Raw genomic sequence first — 17106 nt, 5'->3', positions numbered from 1 at the left:
ACCTACTTATTAGCTGGTTGCAAGCAAGAAGGCCCGGACTTTACAGTCCGGGCCTTCTTGCTTATATCTATGTAGTCTATGTAGAGTAAATCTTACGCAGACTCTGATACATTACATACTCAGGTCGAGCACCGAGTTGAACGTACGAACAATTCTGGAAACTTCCGGGAGAAAATCGGGATTTTTCTCAATGTGGTTACCTACTACGAGTACATCAGCACCCGCAGCGAGGGCCGTTTGGGCTTTCTCAGCGGTATTGATGCCGCCGCCAACGATCAACGGCACGTCTACGGCGTGCCGAACTGCGCGGATCATGGCAGGTGCTACAGGATACATAGCACCACTGCCGCCGTCGAGGTACATGAGGCGCAAGCCAAGCTGTTCGCCAGCCATGGCGGTGCAGGCGGCGATATTGGGCTTGTCGTAGGGCAGGGGAGTAGTACCACTGATGTAGCTCGCTGTCGTCTGGCGGCCAGTATCCACGAGCATGTAGCCGGTGGGAAGAATCTGCAACTCACTGGCTCGCAGCAGAGGAGCCGCGATAACGTGCTGACCAATAAGGAATTCTGGATTTCGACCCGAAATCAGAGACAAAAGCAAAATCCCATCGGCCTGCGAGTCGAGGTGTAGGCTGTGGCTTGGAAATAGTAACACAGGCACTGCACTGCGACTTTTTATAAGCCGAATGAGCGACGCTTGGTGAGAATTCATCACCAAGCTGCCGCCCACAAAGAAGTAATCAATCGGATGAGACTCGCTCAGTTCCAGTAAATGCCGGCAACCCGCCTCGTTCAGGTGGTCGGGATCAAGCAACACGGCCAGAGACTTCTGGCCGCGCGCCCGGCGTTTACAAAGAGCTTCATAGAGGCTGCTGAGGCGCATCCGCGTCGGTATGGTAAGTAAAATTGATGTCGTGCGTTTCGGGTTCTTGTGCCGAAGCCGTCGTTGTGCCTGCAAGGTCGGGATTTTTGTCCAGAGGCAAATACTCGCCTACCTTTTTAGCCACGTAAGCCATGAGCACCGCAGTGACTTGGGCAATCAGCATTTTGCCCGTATCGGACGCCATAAACGACTGAAAAGCCGAGGCTACAATGGAAGAGGCTTCAGGCTGCGAGTAAGCAGAAGAAGCGGATGATTTCTGCGGGAAACGACGAGCATCATCGGAAGCCAACGGCGGAAACGGATCGGCATCGGTGTGATACACGTCGGGCGCAATGTGTGCCCGGTTGTGTGCTACATTGCCCCGGTCGAAGCTGTGGCTACCGGCACCAAAGCCTAAATCATCGGAAGTAGCCCCATAAGCGTTAGCTACTGGCGCAGGTGCTTTCACACGCGCTTTTTTGGCTTGCTTGAGTTGGCGCTTCGAGCGCGGTGCGTCAAGGCCGTCTGGCTCGTCGTGCGATGATTTTTTGCTGCGGAAAGCTTTGGATATGAGCCAGATGCTGCCGACCAAGCCAGCGCCAATCAGCGCTATTTTGCCGACCTGCTGGGTCTTCTCTTTTATGTTATCAACATCGCCCAGAAGAGCGCGTTCGTACTCAAGCTTCTGACGCTCCAAAAACTCTTTCTCGTCTTCGAACAGCGGATTGTTCAGCTCTGCCATGCGTGTAGTTATTCTTGACGTTTGTCAGATTTATAAATCGTATTGTCCAGCAGTTTGTCGGCCAAACCCTGGAAGAGTTTTTTGTCGACGCCCACCACAAAGATGATGAGCAACAGCAGGTAAAAGCCGGCCACAATGCCAAAGCCCCAAAAGGTGCTGTCGAGCGCGTCGTTGAGCGCCAAGCCGGCGAATATGCTCAGAAAAATTAGAAACATGAGCCCGATCAGGCCCATCGTAACGCCGTGTGCCGTGCCGATAAAAGCATTCTTGACCTTCTGTTGTACTTCGAGGCGCACCAAGTCGATGCGGGTATCGAGGTAGCCCATCAGATTCCCGATGAGGCTGTCATTGCGGGGCGTTTTGGTAGCGTCGTCGTCGGTAGCCATACGGCGAAAGAATAGAGGTGCGAAAAACGATGTATAGAAAGCAAAGCGCAGAAAAACAGCTCCCAAGCTGCAATTTCTGGCTGCCCCTTCCATACGGCAAATGGAGCTTTTTGTCTGAAAATTGCGTTACTTTTACCTTATACTGCCGTGCTTTGAGTCAGAATTATTATCATGTGCTGGGCGTTTCGGCCTTGGCCACAGACCGAGAAATTAAGGCTGCATACAAGCAGTTGGCTATCCAGTACCACCCCGATAAGCACGGCGGTAGCACGAAATTCGAGGAGCAATTTAAGGCGGTGAACGCGGCTTATCGGGTGCTGTCGGACCCCGCCCGTCGTGCTGCTTACGACCATCAGCTGCGCCAGGAAGTGCTGCGCGCCGAGGCCATACTCCGGCAGCAACAGTTTCGGTCGCAGTCGCAGCGTGTGTACGGAGTGCCGATGCCGCCGCCTGCGCCGCTGCGCACCCGCCGGCCATCAACTTCATCGGAGCGTCATTACCGGCCCATCCCTAAGCGACAGGCCAAGTTTACGCGTCGCGATTACCAATTGACAGCGGCAGTTGTCGGAATGCTGATTCTGTTTTTGGTTTCGGTTAAGGTAACCATGGACCATTTTGCGGCCGTTAGCAACTACAACGACGGCCTGCGTGCCTACACCGAGCGCAGGTGGAGTACGGCGGACAGCTATCTGTCAGAAGCACTGCGCTTTAAGCCCGATTATGCGGCGGCTCTTCAACGGCGGGCCGAAATCAGGCAACTGGTATACCGCGACTACAAAGGGGCCCACTCCGACTATTATGCTGCTTTGCGCGAGGCCCATTCGGCTGGGGAAGTGGCGCCGCTGCTCTTTCGGATGGGCCAATGTGAAGCCAGCTTAAATCGGCCCGATTCGGCGGAGCTCAACCTTACCCGCGCGTTGGCCCTCGATTCGACGATGAGTGGCGCTTGGCTCACGCGCGGCGAAGTTCGGCTCTTCGACAAACGGCGGTTTGAGGCCGCCGTCCAGGACTTCAGCACCGGCTTGCGCCAGCGCGCCGAACTAGGACGGCCTATAGATTATAAATATTTGACCTATCGTGGGTTAGCCAGCTTCAAGATTCAGAATTTTGGGGCGGCGCGCGAAGATTATCGGCAGGTTTTGATCGCTAATCCGGGCAATGGGCAGGTTCATTTTCTGCTTGGGCGCTTGGCACAACAGGAAGGAAACGAAGAAGCCGCCTGCGAATTTTTCAGGCGTGCCGTCGCGTTGGGCTACGCTTACGCCGACGAAGCCCGCCGACAAAACTGCCCCTGACCCGGGCGAGGTGCACCCATGCTCCGGATTTATGAAATCATGGAAAATATAAATACTTGATTAGTAACTAGTTATATTTTCCATCTGACAAAGGCTTCGATGGCCTCGTATTCGGGTAGGCCGAGTTGGTCGTAGATTTTGGCGGTGGTGCGGTTGCGCTCCTCGGCGCGTTGCCAAAATTCGCGTTGGTCGGCACCCGGAAACAGCGGTCGGTCTTTCTGCGACTGGTGCTTGAAAATGGCGCGACGCTTGCGCGTTAGCTCTTGGGGCGAGATGGGAACGGCCATCTCGATGCGGTCGATGTCCCACTCTTGCCACGCGCCTCGGTAAAGCCACACCCAGCAATCTTTCAGCCACTCGCAGCCTTCGGCTTTCAGCCGCTGCAACGCCTGAAAAACCGCCGACAAACAAACGCGGTGCGTACCGTGCGGGTCGGAGAGGTCGCCGGCGGCGTAGATTTGCTGGGGCCGAACTTGGTTCAGCAGGTCAACCGTGAGCCGAATGTCTTCCTCGCCCAACGGTTTTTTGCGCACCCGGCCGGTTTCGTAGAAGGGCAGGTCCATGAAGTGCGCATTTTCGTCGGGGATGCCGGCATAGCGACAAGCCGATTTGGCCTCACCCCGGCGAATCAACCCCTTGATTAGTTGCACCTCTGCCGAATCCACCTGGCCGGGAGCTTTGTTTTTGAGCGAATCTACTACCCGCTCGTACAGCGTTTCGGCCTGTTGCTCATCCAGCCGGAAAGCCGCGTCGTAGTCGGCTACAAACTCGGCGAAGCGAATGGCTTCGTCGTCAAAAACGGCAATGTTGCCGCTGGTCTGGTAGGCTACGTGCACGTCGTGGCCTTGATCGACGAGCCGCAACAGCGTACCGCCCATCGAAATAACGTCGTCGTCGGGGTGGGGACTGAAGATGAGTACGCGCTTCGGAAACGGAGACTGCCGCTCGGGTCGGTACGTGTCATCTGCGTTGGGCTTGCCACCCGGCCACCCCGTAATGGTGTGCTGTAACTCGTTGAAAACCCGAATGTTACTGTTGTAGGCCAGCCCCGATTCGTTCAGTAGTTCCGAAAGCCCATTTTCGTTGTAGTCTTCGTCGGTTAGCTTTAGAATGGGCTTTTGCAGCGTGCGCGCCAGCCACGTGAGGGCTTTGCGCACCAAGGCTTCGTCCTGCCAGTTGCAGGGCAAACCGGCCAGCCAAGGCGTTTTGCGCTGGGTGAGTTCGGCCGCGGCGGCATCGTCGAGAATGACGCTTACTTCCGGGTGTTTTTGCAGGTAGGTGGCGGGCACCGAATCGGTCATTTCGCCTTCTACCATGCGTTTTACCACGGCCGCCTTGCCTTCGCCCCAGGCCAGCAGCACAATGCTGTGCGCCTCCAATATGGTCCCGACGCCCATCGTAATGGCGCGGCGCGGCACATTTTCTTCCCCATAAAAATCACTGGCCGCATCGGTGCGGGTGATGTGATCGAGCGTGATGAGGCGCGTGCGCGACGCGGCCCCCGACCCAGGCTCGTTGAACCCGATGTGGCCTGTGCGCCCAATGCCCAAAATCTGAATGTCGATGCCGCCCGCGGCCCGGATCTGTTCTTCGTAGTGCCGGCAGAACTCGGCTACTTCTTCTTGGCGTACCGTACCGTCGGGGATGTGCACGTTCTCGGGCCGAATGTCGATATGATCGAACAAGTATTCGTGCATGAAGCGCACATAGCTCTGCAAAGAGTTGGGCTGCATGGGATAATACTCGTCCAGGTTGAAGCTGATAACGTTCTGGAAGCTAAGGCCTTCCTCCTGATGCAAGCGCACGAGCTCTTCGTACATGCGCGTAGGTGTGGAGCCGGTTGCCAGCCCCAACACGCACATGCGCCCTTCGGCCGCCCGGTTGCGAATCAGCGTTGCGATGTCGCGGGCAACGGCGACGGACGCCTCTTCCGAATCGGGATAAATGGTGGTAGGAATACGTTCGGCGGGATGGTTTTCGAAAGAGTGCATGGCGAAAAATGAATAGCGCTGCGAATGAAGAACCAGGAAGGAAAGGGCCGGCGCGATCTCTTCGAGGGAGATGCCGGAGTTATGAGTGCTAGTTTATAAAAATATACTTGGCCCGCCGTATTTTATTAGGCTGTTCTGCCCTTTAGCACGTCACGGGAGAAGGTGCGCCTGAAAAGAATCAGATTCTTGTTATCTTTCCCAACTATTGCTTCCTCTGCTACTTGCCCAAGCGGCTGGTATTAGAAAGGCAATCCGCCCCCTCGAATCGGCTGACACCCTTTTCAGCAATTCGCCCGACCAACTTACACCTATTGCACTTTCCGTCCCAAACCACCGGATTGTGCTCATGTTCTTTTGCTTGCTGCGTTCACAGAGCAGATTTTTTTTCCTGATAGTAGCTTGGCTGCTGGCTTTTCCCCTGGCAGCGCAGGTTCGGCCCGCTTTGGTAACGGGCACGGTCCGTACAGCAACTGAGCTGCCGATCGAGTATGCTACCGTTACGCTGCTGCGGGCCACTGATTCGGTAGTTGTTAAGGCTGATTTTACCGACGTCGAAGGTCATTTTCGACTAGAGCCAGTTCCTGCCGGACGTTACTTAGTGTCCGTAGCTCAGATTGGGTTCACGCGCGCATGGGCGGGGCCGCTGGAAGTCGCGGATGGCGCGGTACCGCCGTTGGCTTTCCTCTTGCAAGCTAGCGCGGCTACCCAATTGCAGGGCGTAACCGTGACGGAGCGCAAACCGCTGTTTGAGAAGCGTCCGGATCGTACGGTGGTAAATGTGGAAGGAAGCTCGCTGGCCGCGGGCAACACCACGCTGGATGTACTTGGCCGCTCGCCTGGCATGTCGGTCGATGGAAACGATAACCTGTCGTTGCGGGGTCGGCAGGGGTTGTTGGTCCAGATAAATGGCAAACGCATCCCCCTGACGGGCGCCGAGCTGGCGGACTACTTGCGGGCGTTGCCAGCGGAGCAAGTGTCTACTATTGAGTTGATTACAAATCCTTCGGCCAAATACGACGCGCAGGGCGGGGCCGGCATCATTGCCATTAATCTCAAAAAAGACCAACGTATGGGCGCTAACGGCAGCGCCAACATCAGTTACGGCCGCGGACGCTATGGCAAATTTAACACGGGCCTGTCGCTGAATTACCGGCAGAAAAACCTCAACGCCTACGGCAGCTACGCCTACCTCGACCGTCAGAATTACCAGCTGCTCACGTTCGACCGTAAGTATTTCGACAACGACGCGCTCCTGATCCGGACTCATCAGCGCAATGACGTGCGCAGCAACTTGCAGTCGCACACCTGGAAAGCCGGCCTGGATTATACAGTAAATCAGCACCTTACACTAGGGGCAATGCTCAGCGGTCTGGCCAACCGGTATCCCTCGACCACCCAAAACGTGTCGGAGTTTTTCAATTCGCAGAGCCAGTCCGACAGTCTTTACTCTGTTCTCAACAAGCGGGCCTGGCATACGCCCAACGGCGCGGCCAACTTCACGCTCCGCTACCTCTTCACGGCCGACTCGTTGGGCGCGGCCGAACTCACGGCTGATGCCGACATGGCCCGCTACACCACCGATCGTCAACAACGGCTGACGACTACTTATAATGTGCCGAGTCGCGCTCCGCGGCTGCTTACGGGGCAGCAAGACGGTAAGCTCACCATCCAGTCGGCGAAGGTCGATTATACGCGCCCGATGCGCCACCATTGGCGCCTAGAGGCCGGCGGAAAAGCAAGTAAAGTGCAGTCTGTCAATGACTTAGTGTTCGTGAGAACGGTCAACGGCAACAGCCTCCTCGACCCTGACAAATCAAATCACTTTCAGTACGACGAAAATATCAACGCCGCGTACCTGAATTTTGGGCACACGCTCCCCGGTTTCACGCTCAACGCCGGCTTGCGCGCCGAGCAGACCAATGCCACAGGCCGGCAGGAAACGGACAAGCCCAATGCCGATTTCGATCGGCATTATTTGCAACTCTTCCCCAACCTGAATGTGAGCCGCAAGCTCAACAAGAACCACGAACTGGGGCTGTCGCTTAGCCGTCGCCTCGACCGCCCGACATACAACCAGCTCAACCCGTTTCGCTTTTACATTGATGCGACTTCGTATCGGGCGGGTAATCCGTTGTTAAAACCGCAGGCCAGCTACCGGGCTGAGGTGACGCACACCTTTCGCCAAAAGATCGTTACCAGCCTCAGCTACGCCTATACCGATCAGCCGTTCGTGAGTGTGTATGTGCTGGACAGTGATCGACTGGTTCGGTCTACGGATGTGAATTTGAAGGCGTTACATAACTATTCTCTTTCCTTGACTGCCCCACTAGAGCCCACCAAGTGGTGGAAGTTCTATGGCAATGCCGAGTTGTTTTTCGCCAACTACAACGGCAGTCTGCTGAGCTCGATCCCGCCGACAGGGAAGTTTGCTGTTCTGTTGAGCGCCAACAATTCCTTGCAGTTGGGCAAAACGTGGACCGCCGACGTGAACGCGAGCTACGAGTCCCGACAGCGCTACGCGTTCCTGACCCAACGCAGTTTTGGCCAACTGGCCGTGGGCGTACAGAAAAGCGTCTACGATGGTCGAGGCACCCTGCGCCTGAATGCAACGGATGTGCTGCACACCAATATTCTGCACGCGACCTCGCGCTACACGGTGTTTGAAGAGATTTTTAATTCTTCGCAGGATACCCGCGTCGTGACGCTCTCGTTCAGCTATCGCTTCGGCAACGACAAAGTAGCGCCCACTCGCAAGCGCACCACCGGTGCCGAAGACGAAAAGCGGCGGGCGGCTGGGCAGTAAACCCTATACTATTGCAAGTATTTGATTATTAGTCACTTGTAATAGCCTGGAGTTTTGTGAGCATAACGAACTCCTTGAAAAGGAAAAGCCCCTCATACGCAATGTACAAGGGGCTTTTCTGTGGTGACGAATGGAATCGAACCATCGACACAAGGATTTTCAGTCCTTTGCTCTACCAACTGAGCTACGTCACCATTTTCCGTCGCTTTCGCATTGGGAGTCGCAAAAGTAGTAAACCAAAACAATAGCGCAAGCCTTGGAGTAAAAAAGTTTTCAGCGAAAAGCCTACATATGTTAGGCATAACGAGTATTTTTCGGAACCCAACCTAAACCTAGCCCTTTCCTGTGACCATTCAGAATATCATTTTCCTGTTGGTAGCCATTGCCGGCTTCGGCCTATTTGCGTGGCAAGTGCGGAAAATCCGCGCCAACATCCTTGCCGGCCGCGATCGCGATATGTCGGGCAACGTGAGCGAGCGCCTCAACAAAACGCTGCTCGTCGCCTTTGGGCAGCAAAAGATGTTTAAGCGCATCACCCCGGCCTTGCTACACTTGGTGGTCTACGTGGGGTTTCTGGTGATTAATATTGAAGTAATTGAAATCCTGATCGACGGGATTTTTGGCACCCATCGGGTCTTGGGCTTCATGGGGCCAGTGTACGCCGCCCTGACGGGCACCAACGAAATCCTGGGGGCACTCGTGGTTCTAGCCGTAGCCGCGTTTTGGTGGCGCCGCAACCGCTCGCAGCCAGTACGCCGCTTCACGGGTCCTGAGCTACGTGCTTGGCCTAAGCTCGACGCCAACATCATTCTGTACGTGGAGGTGATCCTGATGCTGGCCTTGTTTACCATGAACACCGCCGATCTGAAGTTGCATCAATTGGAAGGCCGCGACTTGGCGGGCGCCTTCCCCATTAGCTCCCTGCTGACGGGCTTATTTCCCAGCAACGCCACGGCGCTGGAAGTGCTGGAGCGCGTAGGCTGGTGGGCGCACATTGTGGGTATCTTGTTATTCCTGAACTACTTACCTTCTTCGAAGCATTTCCACATCATCATGGCTTTTCCAAACGTGTATTACTCGCGTTTGGTACCGCAGGGGCAGTTTTCGAACGTGGACAGCATCACCCACGAAGTAAAGGCCATGATGGACCCTAGCTACCAGGTGCCCGCGCCGGCCACCAATCCCGATGGTTCGGCGGCCGCACCCACGCCGTTTGGGGCCAAAGACGTGAACGACTTGGCTTGGACGAACCTGCTGAACGCCTATTCCTGCACCGAATGTGGTCGTTGTACCTCCGTTTGCCCGGCCAACTTAACCGGTAAGCTGCTCTCGCCGCGCAAAGTCATCATGGACACCCGCGACCGGATGGAGGAGAAATACAACTCCCCGTTGATATTTCAGCCCAACCTGTACGGCGCCGAGGCCAAGCATGCGGAAGCAGAAGTAATTGACAAAGAGAATCATACGCTGCTTCGAGGTTACGTTACCCCCGAGGAGCTGTGGGCCTGCACCACGTGCAATGCGTGCGTAGAAGCTTGCCCCGTGAACATCAACCCGCTGGAAAGCATCGTGGAGATGCGCCGCTTTTTGGTACTGGAAGAATCGGCGGCGCCCAACTCGCTAAATGTGATGTTCTCCAACATTGAGAACAACGGCGCGCCGTGGGCTTTCTCGCCTTCGGACCGTTTCAACTGGGCCGACGATTTGTATGTGGCTGATAAACAGAATATTGCCACAGCTTAATTAGGGCAGCTTGCCTCCTTGGCGAACTGCAAGAATCATAACTTACCGACAACCGTCAACTGAATATATGGCTGAGCAAACTGCCAAGCGTCCCGTAACCGTTCCTGTCATGGCCGACCTGGCCGCTCGTGGCGAAGAGCCCGAGATTTTGTTCTGGGTAGGATGCGCTGGCGCTTTCGACGACCGCTACAAGCGTGTGACGCGTGCTTTTGTGCGAATTCTGGAGCACGTAGGCGTGAAATATGCCGTGTTGGGCATGGAAGAAACCTGCACCGGCGACCCCGCCAAGCGTGCCGGCAACGAGTTTTTGTTTCAGATGCAGGCCATGCAGAACATCACTACGTTCGAAGGGTACGGCATCAAAAAAATCGTGACGGCTTGCCCTCACTGCTTCAACACCATCAAAAATGAATACCCGGCGCTGGGCGGTAACTACGAGGTAATTCACCACAGCACATTTCTGCAACAGCTTATCAACGAGGGGCGTGTGAAAGTAGAAGGAGGCGAATCTTACAAAGGCCGTCGCATTACTTTTCACGATTCGTGCTACCTGGGTCGGGCCAACAACATCTACGAAGCGCCGCGCGCCGTGCTCGAAGCGCTTGATGCTGACTTAGTTGAGATGAAACGCAGCAAGGCCAACGGCTTGTGCTGCGGTGCCGGCGGCGCGCAGATGTGGAAAGAGCCCGAGCCGGGCAAGAAAGACATCAACATCGAGCGCACCGAGGAGGCGTTGGCTACGCTCGACGGCAACGCGGCGGCCCTCGACAACCTCTACGGCGTTGAAAGTGGCAATGCGGGTGCCACTCCGGCTCCGAAAGGCAACGGCCAAAACAGCATCATCGCGGTAGGTTGCCCATTCTGTATGACCATGATGAGCGACGGCGTGAAAGGCAAAGAGCGCGAAAACAACGTGCAAGTGTTTGACCTGGCCGAATTGGTTGCCTCGGCCGAAGGGCTAAACGCCTAAGCAAAAAGGCGCACTACAGGTGCGTTATCGCTACATTTCCTGCCCCGCCGGAACTTCCCGGCGGGGCAGTTTCTTTTGTAGAAAATGAATTTGCCTTTGTGCCGTTATATGGAAGGCCAAGGGCAAAGCAACCCAAATGCTTTGCTTTTTAAGTATTTGAATAACAGGTAGTTATAAATAATATGTTTGTTTCTTTCGATCAGCTTCCAGCGCACGCACGCATCTGGATTTATCAGGCCAACCGGCGCCTAACCGACGCGGAACTAGCGGCCGTACAGCCAGCGCTCGCTCAGTTTTCCGCTGACTGGACCAGCCACGGCCGGGCTTTGCAGGCATCTGCCGCCATTTTGCACCATCAGTTTTTGGTTATCGGCTTGGATGAGGCAATTGCCGACGCCAGCGGCTGCTCCATTGATGCTTCGGTGCGTTTTGTGAGGGAGTTGGAAGCCTACTGGGGAGTGACGCTGCTCGAAAAATCACAGCTGGCTTTTCTGGTCAATGACCAAGTGGAGTTGATGGACCGGCGCGAATTGCGGGCTGCCGTTGCCGAAGGCCGTTTGCGCCCCGATACCCTCTACTTCGATAATACTGTGGCCCAACGCGGACAGCTTGCTGCTACATGGCCTGCTCCGGCCGCCCAAACGTGGCTGGCGCGGTATTTTCAACCGTCTGTGGTCCGCTAAATCTGCTGGGTTCGCTGGCGCAGCGAACCGTACTATTCCTGCGTAAATTAGTATTATTGCCAGTCGTAGCGAACCAACGCCAGTCCCACCCGACGACCTCTTTATTCCTGTATCTTCCCATGAGAAAACTACTGTTACTATATGTTGTGGCGGGCTCGTCGGCGCTGCTGAGCGGGTGCGCTGCCTCAAGCGGTGGCCCCATGAGTAAGGCCGATAAGCGCTTTGCCCGCGGTGAATTTGAGACGGCTATCAAAATGTATAAGGCGGACGTGGCCAAAGGACGCAACATTGCGCAAGCCAATTACCGCGTCGCCGAATCGTATCGCTTATCGAACCGCATTGAGCAGGCCGAGGGGTATTATAAGGCTGCCATCGACGGCGGGGTGAAAAACGGCGATGCGCCGTTTTATTATGCGTTGGCTCTGAAAACCAACGGCAAGCTCGACGAAGCCGCGGCTTTGTTCGATAACTACGTCGAAAACGGCAAGAACCGGCAGCTAGCTGTGCGGGCCGAAGTAGAAGCCAAGAACGCGCGCCTCAGCAAAGACGTGGTAGCCATGCGCAACCGCGACCAAGTAACGCCCCTGGATCAGGTCAACTCCGAATCGTCGGATTTCAGTGCGACCATCATGCCCGATACCAAAGAGCTGGTGTTTGCCTCCGGCCGCGATGGTAAAAAGTACTTGGGTAATGGACAGGGATTCAATGACTTATATGCTGTCAAATTTGACGATGTCGAGAAGATGACCGGCGGTACGGTGCGCAAGCTGGAGCCCATCTTCAATACCGAGGATATGCACGAAGCCAGCGCCACGTACTCGCCCGACGGCAAAACGGTGGTGTTTGCGCGCTCCAACAGCGGCAAAAAGAAAGGCTACCTCAGCGTCGATCTGTGGGCATCGTACTTCCGCAGCGGCGCTTGGACGGAACCAGCATTGATCAACATCAACAACCGCACGGCCGACGATTTTTCGCCCGTGTTTTCACCCGACGGCCAGACGCTGTACTTCGCTTCGGGCCGCAACGGCGGGCAGGGCGGTACCGATCTGTACAAAGCCACGCTAGGTGCCAACGGCCGTTTCTCGCCGCCGGAAAACCTTGGTGATCAAATAAATACGCCCGGCAACGAAAGCTTCCCGGCTATTGCGCCCGACGGTACCTTTTACTTCTCCTCCGATGGGCATCCGGGCTTGGGCAAGCTCGATATTTTTATGGTAGACAAGGGCAAGGTGAAGAACCTGGGCGCCCCCATCAACAGCAGCGGCGACGACTTTGCCCCGTATTTCGTCAGCAAGAATACCGGTGTATTTTCCTCCGATCGGGCAGGGGGTAAGGGCAGCGACGACCTGTACCGCTTTAAGCGTCAGACCTATAAGTTCGTGACCTTCTACGCCGATGGCACCGTAGTAGAGCGCGATGATAAGACCGGGAAGGTGGCGCCGCTGGCTGGCGAAACCGTAACAGTATTTGGTCCCAACGGCCAGAAACCGCAGGATATTACAGCCGGACCCGATGGCAAATTCAGTTTTAAGCTGGACACCGCCGCTACGTATTCGCTCGTGGCTGATCGGCCGGGATATTTCACCGCGCGCAATTCGCTGACTACGGTAGGCCGCACGCCCCCGCAGGAGCAATTGACCGAAGACATGACCGACATCCGCATTCCGATAACGCTGACCTTGACCAAAATCGTCAAGAATAAAGCTATCGTGGTGGAAAACATCTTCTACGATTACAACAAAGCCGATATTCGTCCGGATGCGGCCGTGGAGCTGGATAAGCTAGTGCAAACCCTCAACGACAACCCCAAAATCACGATTGAGCTAAGCTCGCACACCGACTCGCGGGGTAAGGATGCGTACAATTTAGCCCTGTCGCAGCGCCGTGCCCAATCGGCCGTCGATTACATCATTTCGAAGGGCATCGATAAAGCCCGTATCACGGCCAAAGGCTACGGCGAAACGCGCCCCGTAATTAAGGCCGCCAAAACCGAAGACGAACATCAGCGCAACCGCCGCACCGAATTTAAGGTGACACGCATTGATGAATAAATAATTGATAATCAGACAGTTGCAAAAAGAGTCGTTTCATTCGAAACGGCTCTTTTTGTTTGTTGAATTAGGGATGCCAAGCCGGACAGCCGTAAATTCAACAAAGTCTATGTTTTGGGATTTCTCTGGCACAATACTTGGCTTTAATGGTACTACCGGGGCGAATGGATCGCCTTGTGTAAGCTGTTCCTGCCATGAAAAAGGCATTACTTATCTGCTTCGGCCTGTTCCTGTTGTTCACTTCGGCACTACAGGCAGCGCCGGCCAATGCGAACTTTGCTTCCGAACGCGGCGTGCTTTTCCAGCTGGTGCTCGACGGCCGTCCGCTGACGCGCGGGGCCATTAGCCAAGTGCACATCGACCGACTGGCGCCGGGCTATCACATGGCCGAATTTGTGGTGCCGGCGGGCCGGGGGCGGGCCGTAAACTTTCGGACGCGCGTATTTCTGGATTCCGGCCTGGAGTCTAGCTTCGTGCTGGTAGCCCGCCCGGGTTACCCCCTGACGCTGCGTATGGTAGCAGCCGTGCCCATCCGCGGCGGGTACGGGCGCTCATACCCAGGTGGCGCGTATCCGGTTCCGGCACCCGATCCGCGTTATCCTAATGGCACTTACGACGGAGGCGGCTACAATCAGCCCAACCCCGGCGGGGCCTATCCTGCTCCCGGCAACCCGCCTAACCCTGGCGGATCGTATCCGGCGCCGAACCCCAATAACTATCCCAACTCGGGTAGCTATCCTAACTCCGGCAGTGGCAATTACCCGCCGCGGGACGGTGGCTACTACAACGGCACCGACGACTTGCCGCTGCTGGCGCCGCAGGAGGTAGACCAGTTGCTGCGTGCGGTGCACAGTACTTCTTTCGACGACAACAAAATGGCCATCGCCCGGCAGGCGCTCAGCGAATCGGTCGTGCGGGCCGATGATTTGAGAATGCTGCTGAAAGAATTTTCCTTCGACAAATCACGGCTGGAGCTGGCCAAGTTTGCCTATCCGCAAGTGGCTGATCGTCAGAACTTTTATCGCGTCTACGACAGCTTCGATTTTAGCTCCAACGTGCAGGAGTTGCAACGCTACGTCGAGCAAAGCCGCGGCGGTCGATAGACCAACTATGCCCTTACACAAAAAAGGCTCTCGCGATATTCCGCGAGAGCCTTTTTTGTTGTTTGGAGAGCTTGTTGTGCCTAGCGTAACCGATCCATCGATCGTACTAGTTGTTCGTCGCGCCGAATAAAACGGCTGGCCAACAGATTGAGTACTAAGGCCAACGTGGGCAAATAGAAGCCGGCTTCAAAAGTGCCGGGAATTTTTACGTTGAGCATTTGTTCTGCCACCCCGGAGTAGTAATAGCTGGCCCCGATGGTAGCCACAATCAGAAGCAGGTTGAAAAAGCCCAGCTTCAGTTGTAGAAAGCGGTTGCGGTACTGGAAAATCTCGAACAAGGCTACGGCCGCCGAGGCCAGCGCCAATGCCACAATGGCGTACGTGCTGGTTGTGACCGACATGCCCGGATCGGTGTGGGCGTAGGCTATCTTTGTGGAAGTTAAGACAAGTTCCTGCTTGCTGAGAGGGTCGGTTTTGCTCCAGATCGGCAGGAACACCACGCTGAGCATGGCTACGGCCAGCAACAGCAGGAATACGCTTTGGATTCTTTGTATCATCTTTGTGTTTTGTCAGTTCCGGCTAGCCTTGCTTTGGGCGGTCGGGCCGGCAAAAGTAGCCAACAACGAGCGGAATAACCGCATTACCAGCCAATGTCAACTGCTTATATCGTGGACGCCGTCCGCACGCCCATCGGCAAATTTGGGGGTGCTCTCAGCAGCGTACGTCCCGACGACCTAGCCGCGCACGTTCTGCGCGAGCTTTTACGCCGCAATCCTTCGCTGGACAAAGCGGCGGTAGAAGATGTAATTATCGGTGCGGCCAACCAAGCCGGCGAAGACAACCGCAACGTTGCCCGTATGGCGGCGCTGCTAGCGGGTTTGCCCATCACAGTGCCCGGCGTGACCGTCAACCGTCTTTGCGGCTCCGGGCTGCAAACCATCATGGATGCGTCGCGCGCCATTTGGTCGGGCGAGGGTGATGTATACTTGGCTGGCGGTGCCGAAAGCATGACCCGCGCGCCCTTCGTGATGGCTAAGTCGACGACCGCTTTTGCGCGTGACTTCACTGCGCACGATACCACGCTGGGCTGGCGCTTCGTCAATCCGCGCTTAGCCAAAATGCACCACCCGTATGCCATGGGCGAAACGGCTGAGAACGTGGCCCGTAAGTATGGCATCACACGGGAAGAGCAAGACGAGTTCGCCTTCAACTCCCAACGCAAATACCACCGCGCCCAGGAGAAAGGGCGCTTTCGTCGCGAAATCGTGCCGGTGTTCGTAGGGCAGCCCAAAGGCGACACGGCCTTATTCGACACCGACGAGCCGCCGCGCTTGTCGACGATGGAAAAGCTGGCTAGCATCAAGCCGGCTTTCCAACCCGTAGACGGTACTGTTACGGCGGGCAATTCCGCGGGCATCAACGATGGCGCGGCAGCAGTAATGGTAGTAGGAGAAGAAGCCCTGAAGCGCTTCAGCCTCAAGCCGATGGTGCGCGTGGTGGCTACGGCCGTGGCAGGCGTCGATCCGGCGTATATGGGCCTGGGTCCGGTGCCGGCTACGCAAAAAGTATTGCAGCGCGCCGGTCTGACCCTCGACGACATGGACCTGATTGAGCTCAACGAAGCCTTTGCTGCCCAAAGCATTGCCTGCATTCGGGAGCTGAATCTGAACCCGGAAAAGATCAACGTCAACGGTGGTTCCATTGCCATTGGTCACCCGCTGGGCGCTAGCGGCTCGCGTATTACTGCCACGTTGGTACACGAAATGCAGCGCCGCGAAGGGGTGCGCTACGGCCTTGCTACCATGTGCATCGGCGTGGGTCAGGGCATTGCTATCATCTACGAAAAAGTTTAATAAACAAGTCGTTAGCCGCGCATTATGGCCGAAAACCTGCTCCGTCCGACGTTGGATTTGCCCGTCCCCGGAGCTCGGTTGCGTCCGTGGTGCGCGGCTGATGCTACGGTGCTAGCCGAGCAGGCCAACGACCGCGGAGTGTGGCAAAACCTGCGCGACGTCTTCCCGCATCCTTATTCGGTGGGCGACGCCGAGTGGTACATCAACTTTGTGTCGGATGTGCACTCCCGCGATGTGCATTTGGCCTTCGAGGTAGACGGCGAGGCGGCAGGCAGCATCAGCATCATGTTCAAGAGCGACGTGCACTACCGCAGTGCCGAAATCGGTTATTGGCTGGGGCGTCGCTACTGGGGAAGGGGCATCGGTACGGCGGCCGTACAAGTATTGTCCGACTACGTGTTCCGCCATTTCGACATCTGCCGGCTGTACGCCACGGTGTTCGCGCACAATGCGGCTTCGGCGCGGGTGCTCGAAAAAGCCGGCTACGAACTGGAAGGATGCCTGCGCAAAAGTATGACCAAAGACGGCGAAACCTTCGACGGGCTTTTGTATGCACTTGTTGTGTAATTAATTGATAATTAGATAGTTGTGTGAGAGTGCGGGCGAGTCTTTTGGCGCTCGTTCT

At 56.0% G+C, this 17106-nt stretch carries 14 protein-coding genes and 1 tRNA gene; 9 read left to right on the top strand and 6 right to left on the bottom strand.

Going from position 1 to position 17106, the window contains the following annotated elements; translation table 11 throughout:
- Positions 1 to 111 precede the first annotated feature (111 nt).
- The 3 genes from FHG12_RS07900 to FHG12_RS07890 are packed head-to-tail and all read right to left on the bottom strand — an operon-like array spanning position 112 to position 1989.
- A complete protein-coding gene (locus tag FHG12_RS07900; RefSeq protein ID WP_139515213.1) occupies positions 112 to 882 on the bottom strand; it encodes a geranylgeranylglyceryl/heptaprenylglyceryl phosphate synthase in 771 nt (256 codons plus the stop codon).
- Positions 860 to 1603, bottom strand: a complete 744-nt coding sequence (locus FHG12_RS07895; protein WP_139515212.1) for a hypothetical protein — start codon at positions 1601 to 1603, stop codon at positions 860 to 862. The genes FHG12_RS07900 and FHG12_RS07895 overlap by 23 nt, the downstream gene beginning before the upstream one ends.
- Before the next feature lie 8 nt (positions 1604 to 1611).
- Positions 1612 to 1989: a phage holin family protein gene (locus FHG12_RS07890; RefSeq protein WP_139515211.1), complete on the bottom strand. Its 378-nt coding sequence runs from the start codon at positions 1987 to 1989 to the stop codon at positions 1612 to 1614.
- Between the two features lie 152 nt (positions 1990 to 2141).
- On the opposite strand from FHG12_RS07890, the gene FHG12_RS07885 reads away from it, so the two are divergent.
- Positions 2142 to 3284, top strand: coding sequence for a J domain-containing protein (locus FHG12_RS07885; protein WP_230471323.1), 1143 nt, complete (start codon positions 2142 to 2144; stop codon positions 3282 to 3284).
- 71 nt (positions 3285 to 3355) lie between these two features.
- Here the strand turns inward: FHG12_RS07885 and nagB are convergent, their stop codons facing one another.
- A complete protein-coding gene (nagB, locus tag FHG12_RS07880; RefSeq protein WP_139515209.1) occupies positions 3356 to 5275 on the bottom strand; it encodes a glucosamine-6-phosphate deaminase in 1920 nt (639 codons plus the stop codon).
- A 358-nt stretch (positions 5276 to 5633) separates the two neighbouring features.
- On the opposite strand from nagB, the gene FHG12_RS07875 reads away from it, so the two are divergent.
- Positions 5634 to 8078, top strand: coding sequence for an outer membrane beta-barrel protein (locus tag FHG12_RS07875; RefSeq protein ID WP_165699336.1), 2445 nt, complete (start codon positions 5634 to 5636; stop codon positions 8076 to 8078).
- A gap of 121 nt (positions 8079 to 8199) precedes the next feature.
- Here the strand turns inward: FHG12_RS07875 and FHG12_RS07870 are convergent.
- Positions 8200 to 8272, bottom strand: a tRNA-Phe gene (locus FHG12_RS07870).
- 151 nt (positions 8273 to 8423) lie between these two features.
- On the opposite strand from FHG12_RS07870, the gene FHG12_RS07865 reads away from it, so the two are divergent.
- From FHG12_RS07865 to FHG12_RS07845, 5 genes are all read left to right on the top strand, one after another.
- A complete protein-coding gene (locus FHG12_RS07865) occupies positions 8424 to 9821 on the top strand; it encodes a 4Fe-4S dicluster domain-containing protein (protein WP_139515207.1) in 1398 nt (465 codons plus the stop codon).
- A 109-nt stretch (positions 9822 to 9930) separates the two neighbouring features.
- Positions 9931 to 10791 carry a (Fe-S)-binding protein gene (locus tag FHG12_RS07860; RefSeq protein WP_139517725.1) on the top strand — a complete coding sequence of 287 codons (861 nt, stop codon included), beginning with the start codon at positions 9931 to 9933 and terminating at the stop codon, positions 10789 to 10791.
- Positions 10792 to 10973: 182 nt separating this feature from the next.
- On the top strand, positions 10974 to 11474 hold the full coding sequence (locus tag FHG12_RS07855) for a hypothetical protein (protein WP_139515206.1): 501 nt from the start codon (positions 10974 to 10976) through the stop codon (positions 11472 to 11474).
- 119 nt (positions 11475 to 11593) lie between these two features.
- Positions 11594 to 13525 carry an OmpA family protein gene (locus FHG12_RS07850; protein WP_139515205.1) on the top strand — a complete coding sequence of 644 codons (1932 nt, stop codon included), beginning with the start codon at positions 11594 to 11596 and terminating at the stop codon, positions 13523 to 13525.
- 194 nt (positions 13526 to 13719) lie between these two features.
- The gene (locus FHG12_RS07845; protein WP_139515204.1) at positions 13720 to 14628 is read left to right on the top strand and encodes a DUF4476 domain-containing protein; all 909 of its coding nucleotides are present in this window, start codon (positions 13720 to 13722) and stop codon (positions 14626 to 14628) included.
- A gap of 80 nt (positions 14629 to 14708) precedes the next feature.
- Here the strand turns inward: FHG12_RS07845 and FHG12_RS07840 are convergent, their stop codons facing one another.
- Positions 14709 to 15185 carry a DUF4293 domain-containing protein gene (locus tag FHG12_RS07840; protein ID WP_139515203.1) on the bottom strand — a complete coding sequence of 159 codons (477 nt, stop codon included), beginning with the start codon at positions 15183 to 15185 and terminating at the stop codon, positions 14709 to 14711.
- A gap of 93 nt (positions 15186 to 15278) precedes the next feature.
- On the opposite strand from FHG12_RS07840, the gene FHG12_RS07835 reads away from it, so the two are divergent.
- Entirely contained in the window at positions 15279 to 16481 is a 1203-nt protein-coding gene (locus tag FHG12_RS07835) for a thiolase family protein (protein ID WP_139515202.1), read from the top strand.
- Between the two features lie 24 nt (positions 16482 to 16505).
- A complete protein-coding gene (locus FHG12_RS07830; RefSeq protein ID WP_139515201.1) occupies positions 16506 to 17048 on the top strand; it encodes a GNAT family N-acetyltransferase in 543 nt (180 codons plus the stop codon).
- Positions 17049 to 17106 lie beyond the last annotated feature (58 nt).

Source organism: Hymenobacter jejuensis (assembly GCF_006337165.1).
In the GTDB taxonomy this organism is placed as follows: domain Bacteria; phylum Bacteroidota; class Bacteroidia; order Cytophagales; family Hymenobacteraceae; genus Hymenobacter; species Hymenobacter jejuensis.
This window is presented reverse-complemented; position numbering and strand designations above follow the sequence as displayed.